Origin of the sequence: Kitasatospora sp. NPDC059462 (assembly GCF_042749955.1) — a bacterium.
In the GTDB taxonomy this organism is placed as follows: domain Bacteria; phylum Actinomycetota; class Actinomycetes; order Streptomycetales; family Streptomycetaceae; genus Kitasatospora.
On record NZ_JBHYUU010000201.1, the window covers coordinates 1 to 13,779 of the forward strand.

Annotated in this window: 7 protein-coding genes; 3 read left to right on the forward strand and 4 right to left on the reverse strand. The window is 72.4% G+C overall.

All coding sequences use genetic code 11. From position 1 onward, the window contains the following. Positions 1–93: 93 nt before the first annotated feature. Both pepN and ACFXAM_RS32910 read right to left on the reverse strand, forming a co-directional pair. A complete protein-coding gene (gene pepN / locus ACFXAM_RS32905; protein ID WP_380296840.1) occupies positions 94–2,673 on the reverse strand; it encodes an aminopeptidase N in 2,580 nt (859 codons plus the stop codon). A 136-nt stretch (positions 2,674–2,809) separates the two neighbouring features. Then, a complete protein-coding gene (locus tag ACFXAM_RS32910) occupies positions 2,810–4,609 on the reverse strand; it encodes a PQQ-binding-like beta-propeller repeat protein (RefSeq protein WP_380296842.1) in 1,800 nt (599 codons plus the stop codon). 410 nt (positions 4,610–5,019) lie between these two features. Here ACFXAM_RS32910 and ACFXAM_RS32915 point away from each other — a divergent pair, with 410 nt between their 5' ends. The 3 genes from ACFXAM_RS32915 to ACFXAM_RS32925 all read left to right on the forward strand — a co-directional run bounded on the left by ACFXAM_RS32915 (position 5,020) and on the right by ACFXAM_RS32925 (position 9,987). Further along, positions 5,020–6,204, forward strand: coding sequence for an ROK family protein (locus tag ACFXAM_RS32915; RefSeq protein WP_380296844.1), 1,185 nt, complete (start codon positions 5,020–5,022; stop codon positions 6,202–6,204). 216 nt (positions 6,205–6,420) lie between these two features. Continuing rightward, positions 6,421–8,325 (forward strand): 1-deoxy-D-xylulose-5-phosphate synthase, encoded by a 1,905-nt coding sequence (dxs, locus tag ACFXAM_RS32920; RefSeq protein ID WP_380296846.1) that lies wholly within the window; start codon positions 6,421–6,423, stop codon positions 8,323–8,325. Between the two features lie 120 nt (positions 8,326–8,445). After that, on the forward strand, positions 8,446–9,987 hold the full coding sequence (locus ACFXAM_RS32925; protein WP_380296848.1) for an ArnT family glycosyltransferase: 1,542 nt from the start codon (positions 8,446–8,448) through the stop codon (positions 9,985–9,987). An 84-nt stretch (positions 9,988–10,071) separates the two neighbouring features. On the opposite strand, the gene ACFXAM_RS32930 is transcribed toward ACFXAM_RS32925, so the two are convergent. After that, positions 10,072–12,207, reverse strand: coding sequence for a 3-hydroxyacyl-CoA dehydrogenase NAD-binding domain-containing protein (locus ACFXAM_RS32930; protein ID WP_380296850.1), 2,136 nt, complete (start codon positions 12,205–12,207; stop codon positions 10,072–10,074). Positions 12,208–12,209: 2 nt separating this feature from the next. Then, positions 12,210–13,427, reverse strand: a complete 1,218-nt coding sequence (locus ACFXAM_RS32935; RefSeq protein WP_380296852.1) for a thiolase family protein — start codon at positions 13,425–13,427, stop codon at positions 12,210–12,212. Positions 13,428–13,779 lie beyond the last annotated feature (352 nt).

Below are 13,779 nucleotides of genomic sequence, written 5' to 3' on the forward strand. Positions count from 1 at the left end.
CCCCTCTGGGGGGGCTGTCCGGGGCCGGGTCCCGCATCGCGCGTTACGGCGTCCCCTCCCCCCTTCGAACGCATGGGGGAGGGGACGGCCGCGTCAGCGCTCCGCGGCGGCCCGGTCGGCGGCCTGCGCCTTCAGCGCCCGCTCCACACCGGCCCGCGCCTCGACGACCTGCCGCCGCAGCGCCGGCGCCGGCTCGGCCGAGGCCAGCCAGGCGTCGGTGGCGTCCAGGGTGGCCTGCTCGACCAGCAGCGACGGGTAGAGCCCGACGATGATCTGCTGCGAGATCTCGTGGCTGCGGGTCTCCCAGATGCCCTTCACCGCGGCGAAGTACTTCTCCGCGTACGGCGCGAGCAGCGCGCGCTGGTCGGCCTGCTGGAAGCCGCCGATCACCGCCGCCTGCACGTAGTTGGTCAGCTCGTCCGACTCCACCACGGACGTCCAGGCGGACGCCTTGGCCTCGACGGTCGGGCGGGCCGCCCGGCAGCCGGCCGCGTGCTCCTGGCCGGCCGCGGTGTTGTCGCGCTCCAGCTCGGCCGCGATCTCGGGCTCGTCGGCCCGGCCGGTCGCGGCGAGCCGGCCCAGCAGGGTCCAGCGCAGCTCGGTGTCCACGGCCAGGCCGGGGATCTCCTGGGTGCCGTCCAGCAGCCCGGCGAGCAGGCCGAGCTGGCCGTCGGTGCGGGCGACGCCGGCCAGGGCCCGGGCCCAGGCGAGCTGGTGGTCGCTGCCCGGCTCGGCGGCGCGCAGCGCCTCCTCGGCGGCCTCGGCCCAGCGGGCCAGGCCCTGCTCGCGCCAGGCCGGGTCGGCGTAGGCGTCGAGCGCCAGCTTGACCTGGCGGTGCACCGACTGGACGACGCCGATGTCGCTCTCGCGCGGCAGGCCGGAGAGGGCGAGCGTCAGGTAGTCGCGGGCGGCCAGCTCGCCGTCGCGGGTCATGTCCCAGGCGGAGGCCCAGCACAGCGCGCGCGGCAGCGCGTCGGTGAAGGCGCCGAGGTGCTCGGTGACCACGGCCAGCGAGTCCTCGTCGAGGCGGACCTTGGCGTAGGACAGGTCGTCGTCGTTCAGCAGGATCACGGCCGGGCGGTGCCGGCCGACCAGCTGCGGCACCTCGGTGCGCGGGCCGTCGACGTCCAGCTCGATCCGCTCGGTGCGCACCAGCGCGCCGTCGGTCAGCTCGTACAGGCCGACGGCGATCCGGTGCGGGCGCAGCACGGCCTCGCCCTTGGCACCGGCCGGCAGCGCCGGGGCGTCCTGGAGCACGGCGAAGGACTCGATCTCGCCGTCGGTGTTCAGGGTCAGCGCGGGCCGCAGCACGTTGATGCCGGCGGTCTCCAGCCAGGCGGCGGACCAGGCCTTGAGGTCGCGGCCGCTGGCCTCCTCCAGCGCGCCCAGCAGGTCGCCGAGGCGGGTGTTGCCCCAGGCGTGCCGCTTGAAGTAGGCGCGCACGCCCTCGAAGAAGGCGTCCTGGCCGACGTAGGCCACCAGCTGCTTGAGCACCGAGGCGCCCTTGGCGTAGGTGATGCCGTCGAAGTTGACCTGGACGTCCTCCAGGTCGTTGATGTCGGCCATGATCGGGTGGGTGGACGGCAGCTGGTCCTGCCGGTACGCCCAGGTCTTCATCTGGTTGGCGAAGGTGGTCCAGGAGTTGGGCCACTGCGAGTCGGGCGACTCGGCCTGGCAGACCGCCTCGGCGTAGGTGGCGAACGACTCGTTCAGCCAGAGGTCGTTCCACCACTCCATGGTGACGAGGTTGCCGAACCACATGTGGGCGAGCTCGTGCAGGATCGTCGCGGCGCGGGCCTCGTACGCGGCGTCGGTCACCTTGGACCGGAACACGTACTGGTCGCGCAGGGTGACGGCGCCCGCGTTCTCCATCGCGCCGGCGTTGAACTCCGGGACGAAGAGCTGGTCGTACTTGGGGAACGGGTAGGGGAAGTCGAACTTCTCCTGGAAGTAGTCGAAGCCCTGCTTGGTGACCTCGAAGATCGCCTCGGCGTCCAGGAACTCGCGCAGCGAGGGCCGGCAGTAGATGCCCAGCGGCACCTTCTGCTCGCCGTTCTCGTAGGCGTCGAAGACCCCGACGTACGGGCCCGCGACGAGCGCGGTGATGTACGAGGAGATCCGGCCGGTCGGGGCGAAGCGCCAGACCCGGGTGTCGCCCTCGCCCTCCGGCTCGGGGGTGGGCGAGTTGGAGACCACGCTCCAGCCGGCGGGCGCGGTCACGGTGAAGGTGAACGCGGCCTTCAGGTCGGGCTGCTCGAAGTTGGCGAAGACCCGGCGGGCGTCCGGCACCTCGAACTGGGTGTAGAGGTAGGTCTCGCCGTCGACCGGGTCGACGAACCGGTGCAGGCCCTCGCCGGTGTTGGTGTACGCGCAGGTGGCGACGACGCGCAGCTCGTTCTCGGCGGCGAGGCCCGGCAGCGCGATCCGGCTGTCGGCGAAGCCGGCGGTGTCGAGCCGCTCGCCGTTGAGGACGATCTCCTCGACGCTCGGGGCGACCAGGTCGATGAAGGTGGAGGCGCCCGGGGTGGTGGCGGTGAACCGGACCACGGTGGTGGACCGGAACGTGCCCCCCTCTCGGGCCGAGCTCAGGTCGAGCTCGATGTCGTACGCGTCCACGTGCAGGAGGTCGGCCCGGGTGCGGGCCTCCTCGCGGGTCAGGTTGGTGCCGGGCACTCGCTGGACTCCTTCGTCAGGCTGATGCTGGCATCCTGCCATGTCCGCCCGCCGGTCCCGCCGGAATGTGCCCGGATACGAAGCGGGCGGGACGGCAGGGGCCCGTGGGCCCTCCGCCGTCCCGCCCGCGGCGTCGTCACTTCTTGACGTACTTGAACACGGGGGAGTCGAAGGTGCCGCGGGAGAACCCGTACAGCGCCCCGTCCGAGTTCAGCACGAACTCGTTTCCGCTCAGGCCGATGCTGAAGGTCGAGTTGACGGTGAGGTTGCCGAGCTCGGCGACCGCGCCGTCGGCGGCGGCGAGGGTCACCAGCTTGGCGTCGTTGCCGTAGCCCATGTCCAGGATGGCCCGGACCTTGCCGTCCTTGTCGGTGCCGGAGACCAGCCGCAGGCCGTCCTTGGCCTTGCCGTCGGTCGACCAGAGCCGCTTGCCGGTGGTCAGGTCGTAGGCGTTGATCGCCGGCTTGGTCGGGTTGGTCTGCACGTACAGGGTGGTGCCGCTGACCACGCTCTGGGTGAAGGCGTCGGCCAGGCCGCTGAGCCGCAGGCTGTCGTAGCCGGGCTCCTTGACGGGCATCTGGGTGCCCGGCTTGTTGGTCTTGTCGAACGGCAGCACGTAGTCGCCGTTGGCGCCGCTGGACATCGACAGCACCAGGGGCTGGTCGGAGAGGACCTTGTCGACCCGCTCGATGGTGCCGGACAGGGTGATCGGCGCGGGCGAGGCGACCTTGCCGGTCTCCGTCTCCAGGATCACCAGCTGCGACTTGACGGTGGTGTTGAGGCCGTAGCAGCGGTCGGTGACCACGATCTGCGAGCCGGCCGCGGTGCCGTAGACGCTGCAGTCCTTCTCGCGCGGCTGGAAGGCCCAGACCGCGGAGCCGTCGGCGACGTTCACCGCGGCGGCGGTGTTGGAGCCGATGCCGATGACCTTGTCGGTGATGCTCAGGGTGGGGGAGACCATCTTGTTCTGCCCGACCTTGGCGCTCCACGACAGCTTGCCGGTGGTGAGGTCGACGGCGGCGATGGTGGAGCAGTCGCTGTCACCGGTGTTCAGCGAGATGGCGGCGATGTGCTTGGAGTTGGCGTTGTACGAGGCGGTGCAGAACTCCTTGGCGCCGGAGGGCACCGGGATGGTCCAGGCCTCCTTGCCGTCGGAGGTGTTGACGGCGCGGATGCCGGTGGTGTCGGCGCGCACCGCGACCTTCTCGGCGCCCCAGATGGCGAGCAGCCGGGTGGTGCCGCTGACCGAGCTGGCCGGCTTGTCGGCCGCCCAGGCCAGGTTGTAGGCGCCGGCCTTGCCGCCGCCACCGCCGCCCGTGCCGCCGGTGGTGCCGCCGGCCGACGGCGTGCTGCCCGGGCTGGTGCTGACGTCCGGCGAGGTCCCGCCGCCGCCGGTGACCTGGCCGGTGGTGCCTCCGGAGGCGGCCGGCGGGTCGTCCTTCTCCTTCTTGTCGTCGGTGAACAGCACGACCAGCGCGGCGACGATGGCGATCGCCAGCACGCCGCCGATGATGCCGCCCCAGACCATCACGGGGTTGCGCTGCTTGGGCGGCGCGGGCACCGGGGCGCCCGGGTAGCCGTAGCCGCCCTGCTGCGGGTAGCCGTACCCGGGCGCGCCGCCGTCGGCGGGCGGCGGGGCGGCGTAGCCGTAGGGCTGCTGGCCCGGGGCCGGGGCGCCGAACTGCGGCTGGCCGGGCGCCGGGTCGTACGGGCCGACCGGCGGGGCCGGTGCCGGTCCCTGTGCGGGGAAGGCGGGGGCGGTGGGCGCGTAGGCGTAGCCGCCCGCGGCCGCGGCCGGCGGGGCCGGTGGCGCGGCGGGCGGAGCGGCCGGGGCCGGCGGTGCGGCCTGGCCGGGGACCGCCGCCCCGTCGAGCTGTGTCTGCTGGTCCGCCACGGCCGCCGGGTCGACGCCGCCCGGCGTGCGTCCGAACGACACGCCCCGGTTGTCCGGACCGCCGCCGGGAGCTTCGCCAGCTCCCGGCATCGGGTGATCCCCTGCCATCTGTTGCCCCGTCATGTCTGGAAGCGTCCCGGTATCGGTGCACATCCGTGACCGGCGGGACGGGTGAGATTGGGCACCATCGTACGGGGGGACGGTTTTCGGACGCCCGCCGGAACCCGGGGCCCCGGCCGCCCCCGTGCCGACCTGGGACGATGTCAGCACCCGGGCCGCCCGCACCGGCCCGGCGCCCGGCCCCTCCCCCCGTTCCCCGGCACCCGGGCCCGTGCACCGTCCCGTCGCCTTCCCTCTCCCGTGCCTTCACGTTCGGGGAGGGCCTAGGCTTCAGGTTGTGAAGGGGGACGTCCCGGCGGAGGGGTCCCCGGCGCCCTTTGGGAGGGTGGATCATGTCGACGGACACTCCGGGCTCGCAGTCCTCACTGCACCGGGCCAACCTGGAGCGGGTGCTCCGCGCGGTGCGGATGGCCGGGTCGCTGACCCAGGCCGAGATCGCCCGCGGTACCGGCCTCTCGGCGGCCACCGTGTCCAACATCGTCCGGGAACTGAAGGAGAGCGGCACCGTCGAGGTCGCCGACACCTCCGCCGGCGGCCGGCGCGCCCGCAGCGTCTCGCTCAGCGGCGACGCGGGCATCGTGGTGGGGATCGATTTCGGCCACACCCATCTGCGGGTCGCCGTCGGCAACCTCGCCCACCGGGTGCTCGCCGAGGAGAGCGCCCCGATGGACGTCGACGTCTCCGCCGCGCAGGGCTTCGACCGGGCCGAGGCCCTGGTGGAGCGGCTGCTCGCGGAGGCCGGTTTCCGCTCCGACAAGGTGATCGGCGTGGGCCTGGGCGTCCCCGGCCCGATCGACGTGGAGACCGGCGCGCTGGGCTCCACCGCGATCCTGCCGGGCTGGACCGGCATCGCCCCCGGCCGCGAGCTGGCCGAGCGGCTCGGCCTGCCGGTGCACGTCGACAACGACGCCAACCTCGGCGCGCTCGGCGAGCTGGTCTGGGGTGCCGGCCGGGGCCTGAACGACCTCGCCTACATCAAGGTGGCCAGCGGTGTCGGCGCCGGCCTGGTGGTCAACGGGCAGATCTACCGGGGGCCGGGCGGCACCGCGGGCGAGATCGGCCACATCACCCTGGACGAGGCCGGCCCGGTCTGCCGCTGCGGCAACCGCGGCTGCCTGGAGACCTTCGTCGGCTCCCGCTACCTGCTGAACCTGCTCACCCCCACCCTCGGCACCGGGCTCACCCTGCCCCGGGTGGTGGAGCTGGCCCACGAGGGCGACCTCGGCTGCCGCCGGGTGATCGCCGACGCCGGCCGGCAGATCGGCACCGGCGTGGCCACCCTGTGCAACCTGCTCAACCCGCGCCGGGTGATCCTCGGCGGCGACCTCGCCGAGGCCGGGGAGCTGGTGCTCGCGCCGATCCGCGACTCGGTGGCCCGCTACGCGATCCCCAGCGCCGCCCGCCAGCTGTCGGTGGTCCCCGGTACCCTGGGCGGCCGTGCCGAGGTCCTGGGCGCGCTGGCGCTGGTGATGAGCGAGGCGGGCGACTCCAGCGCGCTCGCCGTGGCCCGTCCCTGAACGCCGCCGCCCGCCCCGCCGCCGGGCGCACCGACACGCCGGTCTCCCCCCTCCACCCGAAGGAGTGACCGTCGAGGTGGTTGGCGCGTACCGGCCGTCGGTACCGGACACCCCGCCCGGTGTCCGGTAGGCGGACATTAGACTCGACCGGTCGACACCGGGCGGCGACGCCCGTCGGGCCCCCGCGGTCCGCGAACACTGAACGAGGAGGAACGGGTGGCCCTGCTGACCCGCATTCGGGGACCGCGCGATCTCGACCGGCTCACGCCCGGACAGCTGGCCACCCTGGCCGAGGAGATCCGGACCTTCCTGGTGACCGAGGTCTCCAAGACGGGCGGCCACCTCGGCCCGAACCTCGGCGTGGTGGAGCTCACCATCGCGCTGCACCGGGTCTTCGACTCCCCGCGCGACCGCGTCCTGTTCGACACCGGCCACCAGAGCTACGTCCACAAGCTGCTCACCGGCCGCCAGGACTTCTCCGGGCTGCGCAGCAGGGGCGGCCTGTCCGGCTACCCGTCGCGCGCCGAGTCCGAACACGACGTGATCGAGAACTCGCACGCCTCCACCGTGCTCTCCTACGCCGACGGCCTGGCCAAGGCCAACCAGCTGCTGGGGAAGAACGACCCGGTGGTGGCCGTGATCGGCGACGGCGCCCTCACCGGCGGCATGGCCTGGGAGGCGCTCAACAACATCGCCGACGCCAAGGACCGCCCGGTCGTCATCGTCGTCAACGACAACGAGCGCTCCTACTCGCCCACCATCGGCGGCCTGGCCAACCACCTCGCCACCCTGCGCACCACCCAGGGCTACGAGCGCTTCCTGTCCTGGGGCAAGGACGCCCTCCAGCGCACCCCCGTGGTCGGCCAGCAGCTCTTCGAGACCCTGCACGGCGCCAAGAAGGGCCTGAAGGACTTCATCGCCCCGCAGGGCATGTTCGAGGACCTCGGCCTCAAGTACATCGGCCCGATCGACGGCCACGACCTCACCGCCCTGGAGTCCGCGCTCACCAAGGCCCGCGGCTTCGGCGGCCCGGTCATCGTGCACTGCCTGACCGAGAAGGGCCGCGGCTACCACGCCGCCGAGAACAACGACGAGGACCGCTTCCACGCCGTCGGCAAGATCCACCCGGAGACCGGCCTGCCGATCAAGAACGCCGGCGGCCGGAGCTGGACCTCGGTCTTCGCCGAGGAGATGGTCGCCCTCGGCCACGAGCGCGAGGACATCGTCGGCATCACCGCCGCGATGCTCCACCCGGTGGGCCTGGCGCCGTTCGCCGAGGCCTTCCCGGACCGCATCTTCGACGTCGGCATCGCCGAGCAGCACGCCGTCACCAGCGCCGCCGGCCTGGCCACCAACGGTCTGCACCCGGTCTTCGCGGTCTACGCGACCTTCCTCAACCGGGCCTTCGACCAGGTCCTGATGGACGTCGCCCTGCACAAGCTGGGCGTCACCTTCACCCTGGACCGGGCCGGTGTCACCGGCGACGACGGCGCCTCGCACAACGGCATGTGGGACATGTCGATCCTCCAGGTCGTCCCCGGTCTGCGGCTCGCCGCCCCGCGCGACGCCGACCAGCTGCGCGCCCAGCTGCGCGAGGCCGTCGAGGTCGAGGACGCGCCGACCGTGGTCCGCTACTCCAAGGGCACCGTCGGCCCGGCCGTCCCGGCGGTCGGCACGGTCGGCGGCATGGACCTGCTGCGCGTCGACCCGGAGGCCGAGGAGGGCCGCCGGGCCGATGTGCTGATCGTCTCGGTCGGCGCGCTCGCCCCGATGTGCCTGGAGGTGGCCGACCTGCTGGCCGCCCAGGGCATCAGCTCGACCGTGGTGGACCCGCGCTGGGTCAAGCCGGTCGACCCGGCGCTGCCGGGCCTGGCCGCCGAGCACCGGGTGGTCGTCACGGTCGAGGACAACGGGCGGGTCGGCGGCGTCGGCTCGGCGGTCGCCCAGGCGCTGCGCGACGCGGACGTGGACCTGCCGCTGCGCGACTTCGGCATCCCGCAGGAGTTCCTGGACCACGCCTCGCGGCCGGAGATCCTCGCCGAGATCGGCCTGACCGCCCCGGACATCGCCCGCCAGGTGACCGCGCTGGTCTCCCGGCTCGACGTGGCCGTCCAGGCCTGACCGGCCCCCGTCGCCCCGAGCGGGCCGTTTGCGACAGCTCGGTACCACTCGGGGCTGATAATCGCACCAAAGGCGGGACCGGCGCTGCCCGCGCCGGTCCCGCCCGGTAGGTTGTCATCCGTGCCGACCCCCATCCGAGAACGCCTGACCGCGCTTGCCGAGCGCCTGCCCCTGGGGGTACCCCCGGCCGACGGCTGGGAGCGCGTGAAGACCGGTTACTGGACGCGGCTGGTGCCGCTGCTGGCCCTGGTGGCCCTGCTGACCCACCTGCCGTCCTTCCTCCGCCCGGTCTGGAGCCCCGACGAGGGCTTCCTGGCCACCCAGGCCCGGATGCTCGCCGACGGCGGCGTGCTCTACGACACCGTGGTGGACCGCAAGCCGCCGTTGCTGCCCTGGCTGTACCAGGCCTGCTTCGCGGTCTTCGGCTCCGCCTCGCTCTGGCCGCTGCGCACCCTGGCGGTGGCCGCCCACCTGGTCACCGCGATCCTGCTGGCCTCGCTCGCCCGCGGCCGCTGGGGCGACCGGGCCGGGGTCGGCGCGGGCCTGCTCTACCTGCTGGTCTCCATCGGGCTCTCCCCGGAGGACACCCAGGCGGCGACCTTCGAGGTCTTCATGCTGCCCGCCATGGTGGCCGCCTTCCGCTACGCCGAGCGCCGGCGCTGGCTGGCCGCCGGCATCGCGGTGGCGCTCTGCTCGCTGACCAAGCAGACCGGCGGCGCGGTGCTGCTGCCGGTGCTCTGGATGCTCTTCCAGGACGCCCGGCGGCGCGGCGTGCGCTGGATCCCCGCCCTGCTCAAGATCGGTTTCGGCTTCACCCTGCCGATAGCGCTGGTCGCGGTGATCCTCACCAAACCGAAGGGCTTCCTGTTCTGGGTGGTCACCGGCAGCGGCGACTACGCCAGTGTCGGCGGCGCCTGGCTGCAGATGGCCGGCCGGGCGCTCGGCAACTCGGCGATCCTGGTCGCGGCCGGCCTCGGCTTCCTGCTGCCGGTCGGCCGCCGGCTCTGGCTGAAGCACCGGCACCGTCCGCTGCCCGTCGCGGGGGAGGAGCACGGCTCCACCACCGACCTGTGGATGTGGCTGCTCTCCTCGGTGGTCGCGGTCAGCATGGGCTTCCACTTCTTCGGCCACTACTACCTCCAGCTGATGCCCCCGCTGGTGCTGCTGGGCACCGGCGCGATCGCCACCTCGGCCGTCCGCTGGAAGCCCGTGCTGCTGTACACCGCGGCCGCCGCCACCGTCTTCTGGGGCCTGGCGCTGGCCTGGCCGGGGGAGCGGCTGGACCGCACCACCGAGGTCGCCACCGCGGTCGCCGCGCAGACCACCCCCAAGGACACCGTGCTGGTCTGGGGCATGCACCCGGAGCTGTACTGGCTCGCCGACCGCAAGCCCGCCACCCGGTACCTCACCGCGGGCTTCCTGACCAACTACAGCGGCGGCAAGGACGGCAGCCCCAACGTCGGCGAGCAGTTCTCGATGACCAACGCCTGGCAGACCTTCGACCAGGAGATCGCCAAGAGCCTGCCCGAGGTCGTCGTCGACGACTCCGGCCTCGCGCCGTACCAGCCCGGCATGATCCCGAAGATCGAGAACCTGCTGGAGACCCACTACGAGATGGTCGGCGTCTTCGCCGACACCGTCGTCTACCGCCTCAAGCGCTGAGCCGGACCCCGGGGGAACGCCCCCGGGAGGAGCGGGAACGCGAAGGGCCCCGGTGACCGTGCTGGTCACCGGGGCCCTTCGGCGTCACCGCTGGGCGGGCACCGAGGCCACGCCCGGGGCGAGGAAGCGCTTGCCGTTCACCCGCTCCGAGATGCCCTCACGGTCCAGGTACGGGGTGATCCCGCCCAGGTGGAAGGGCCAGCCGGCGCCGGTGATCATGCAGAGGTCGATGTCCTGCGCCTCGGCGACGACACCCTCCTCCAGCATCAGGCCGATCTCCTGCGCGACGGCCTCCAGGGCGCGGCCGAGGACCTGCTCCTCGGTCAGCACGGTGTCGCCGAAGGAGAGCAGCTCCAGCACCTCGGGGTCGAGGACCTGCTGGCCGTCCACCCAGGTGTAGAAGCCGCGCTTGCCGGCCTTGACCACCTTGCCGAGGTTCTCGGAGACGGTGAACCGCTCCGGGAACGCGCCGTGCAGGGTCTCCGAGACGTGCAGGGCGATGGCCGGGCCGACCAGCTCCAGCAGCACGATCGGGGACATCGGCAGGCCGAGCGGCTCGACGCCCTTCTCGACGGTGGCGATCGGGGTGCCCTCGTCGATGATGTCCTGGATCTCGCCCATGAAGCGGGTCAGGATCCGGTTGACCACGAACGCCGGGGCGTCCTTGACCAGCACCGAGGTCTTCTTCAGCTTCCTGGAGACGCCGAAGGCGGTGGCCAGCGAGACGTCGTCGGTCCGCTCGCCGCGGACGATCTCCAGCAGCGGCAGGATCGCGACCGGGTTGAAGAAGTGGAAGCCGACGACCCGCTCCGGGTGCTTCAGCTTCGAGGCCATCTCGGTGACCGACAGCGAGGAGGTGTTGGTCGCCAGCACGCAGGTCGGCGAGACCACGTTCTCCAGGTCCGCGAAGACGGCCTGCTTGACGCCCATCTCCTCGAAGACGGCCTCGATCACGAAGTCGGCGTCGCCGAAGGCCGCGGCCTTGTCGAGCGAGCCGGAGACCAGGCCCTTGAGGCGGTTGGACTTGTCCTTGCCGATCCGGCCCTTCTCCAGCAGCTTGTCGATCTCGGCGTGGACGTAGCCCACGCCCTTGTCGACGCGCTCCTGGTCGATGTCGGTGAGGACCACCGGCACCTCCAGGCGGCGGGCGAACAGCAGCGCCAGCTGGGAGGCCATCAGACCGGCGCCGACGACGCCGACCTTGGTGACCGGGCGGGCCAGCGACTTGTCCGGCGCGCCGACCGGGCGCTTGGCCCGGCGCTGCACCAGGTTGAAGGCGTAGATGCCGCTGCGCAGCTCGCCGCCCATGATGAGGTCGGCCAGGGCCGCGTCCTCGGCGTCGAAGCCGGCCTGGAGGTCCTCGTCCTTGACCCGGGCGATGATGTCCAGCGCCCGGTAGGCGGCCGGGGCCGCCCCGTGCACCTTGGCGTCGGCGACCAGCCGGCCCCAGGCGACGGCGTCGTCCCAGGCCTTGCCGCGGTCGATCGCCTCGCGCTCGACGGCCACCTCGCCCGTGAGGACGCGGGCGGCCCAGAGCAGCGACTGCTCCAGGAAGTCGGCCGGCTCGAAGATCGCGTCGGCGATCCCCAGCTCGAACACGTCCTTGCCCTTGAGCTGCTTGTTCTGCGCCATCGAGTTCTCGATGATCACCTTGACGGCCTTCGCCGGGCCGATCAGGTTCGGCAGGATGCTGCAGCCGCCCCAGCCGGGGACGAGGCCGAGGAAGACCTCGGGCAGCGAGAACGCCGGGACGCCCGCCGACACCGTGCGGTAGTCGCAGTGCAGGCCGACCTCGACGCCGCCGCCCATCGCCGCGCCGTTGTAGAACGCGAAGGTCGGGACGGGCAGCGCGGCGATCCGCTTGAAGACCTCGTGGCCGCCCTTGCCGATGGCCAGCGCGTCCGCGTGCTCCTTGAGCAGCTCGACGCCCTTGAGGTCGGCGCCGACGGCGAAGATGAACGGCTTGCCGGTGATCGCGGCACCGACGATGGCGCCCTCGGCGGCCTCCGCCTCGACCTGGTCCAGCGCCTCGTTCAGCTTGAGCAGCGAGCCAGGGCCGAAGGTGGTCGGCTTGGTGTGGTCGAAGCCGTTGTCCAGGGTGATCAGGGCCAGCCGGCCGGCCTGCAGCGGCAGGTCCAGGTGGCGCACGTGCGCGGTGGTGACGACCTCGCCGGGGAAGAGCTCGGCGCCGCGGGTCAGCAGCTCAGTCGTGGTGCTCATGCTCACTTACCACCCTCGAAGTGCGGGTTCTCCCAGATGACGGTGCCGCCCATGCCGAAGCCGATGCACATCGTGGTGAGGCCGTAGCGGACGTCCGGGCGCTGCTCGAAGCGGCGGGCCAGCTGGTTCATCAGGCGCACGCCGGAGGAGGCCAGCGGGTGGCCGAAGGCGATCGCGCCGCCGTACGGGTTGACCCGCTCGTCGTCGTCCGCGATGCCGTAGTGGTCCAGGAACGCCAGCACCTGGACGGCGAAGGCCTCGTTGACCTCGAACGCGCCGATGTCGTCGATGGTGAGGCCGGCCTTGGCCAGCGCCTTCTCGGTGGCCGGCACCGGGCCGATGCCCATCACCTCGGGCTCGACGCCCGCGAAGGCGTAGGAGACCAGGCGCATCCGGACCGGCAGGCCGAGCTCCTCGGCCACGTCCTCGGCGGCCAGCAGCGAGGCGGTGGCGCCGTCGTTGAGACCGGCCGAGTTGCCCGCGGTGATGTTGCCGTGGGGGCGGAACGGGGTCTTGAGCCCCGCCAGGTTCTCCATCGTGGTGCCCGGGCGCATCGGCTCGTCCACGGTGGCCAGGCCCCAGCCGGTCTCGCCGACCTCGGGGTTGGTGTTGCGGACCGAGACCGGCACCAGGCCGGGCTGGATGTCGCCGTTGGCGTACGCCTTGGCGGCCTTCTCCTGCGAGCGCACGGCGTAGGCGTCGCAGCGCTCCTTGGTCAGGTGCGGGAACCGGTCGTGCAGGTTCTCCGCGGTCATGCCCATGAACAGGGCGGACTCGTCGACGAGCTTCTCGGAGACGAAGCGCGGGTTCGGGTCGACGCCCTCGCCCATCGGGTGGCGGCCCATGTGCTCGACCCCGCCGGCCACGACCACGTCGTACGCGCCGAAGGCGATGCCGCCGGCGGTGGTGGTCACGGCGGTCAGCGCGCCGGCGCACATGCGGTCGATCGCGTAGCCGGGGACGGACTTCGGCAGGCCGGACAGCAGCGCGGCGGTGCGGCCGATGGTCAGACCCTGGTCGCCGATCTGCGTGGTGGCCGCGATGGCGACCTCGTCGATGCGCTCGACGGGCAGGTTCGGGTTGCGGCGCACGAGCTCCCGGATGCACTTGACGACCAGGTCGTCGGCGCGCGTCTCGTGGTAGATGCCCTTCGGGCCGGCCTTGCCGAACGGGGTGCGGACGCCATCGACGAAGACGACGTCCCTCGCGGTACGAGGCACGGGGGCTCTCCTCCCAGGGACCAACGGTTCAGGTGGGCAGGCTGCCGCTCACCATCGCACGAGGGAACGTGGGCGGCGCTGCTTGTCGGCCATGCTACCCGCCGGTAACCAACCTGCCCAGGCCCGTTCGGTGCTTCCGGCCGTGTGTCCCCCGACACGTCGGGCGTCCGCGCGGCGAACACGGCGCGCAACACGACGAAAAGGGGATGCCGCCCCTGCGGGCGGCATCCCCTCGACTGTGCTCCCGGGTTCTAGTCCCAACGCCGTTCAGTTAGGGGCGGTCTGGGCTGCGTCAAGGGTCGGTTGTGAGCATGTTGATGCTGATGGTGGCCTTGTAGGTTGTCCGGTCGAT

Excerpts from the sequence above, each read along its gene's own strand:
- ACFXAM_RS32915 (WP_380296844.1), top strand. The coding sequence starts at position 5,020 with ATGTCGACGGACACTCCGGGCTCGCAGTCCTCACTGCACCGGGCCAAC.
- ACFXAM_RS32930 (WP_380296850.1), bottom strand. The coding sequence starts at position 12,207 with ATGAGCACCACGACTGAGCTGCTGACCCGCGGCGCCGAGCTCTTCCCC.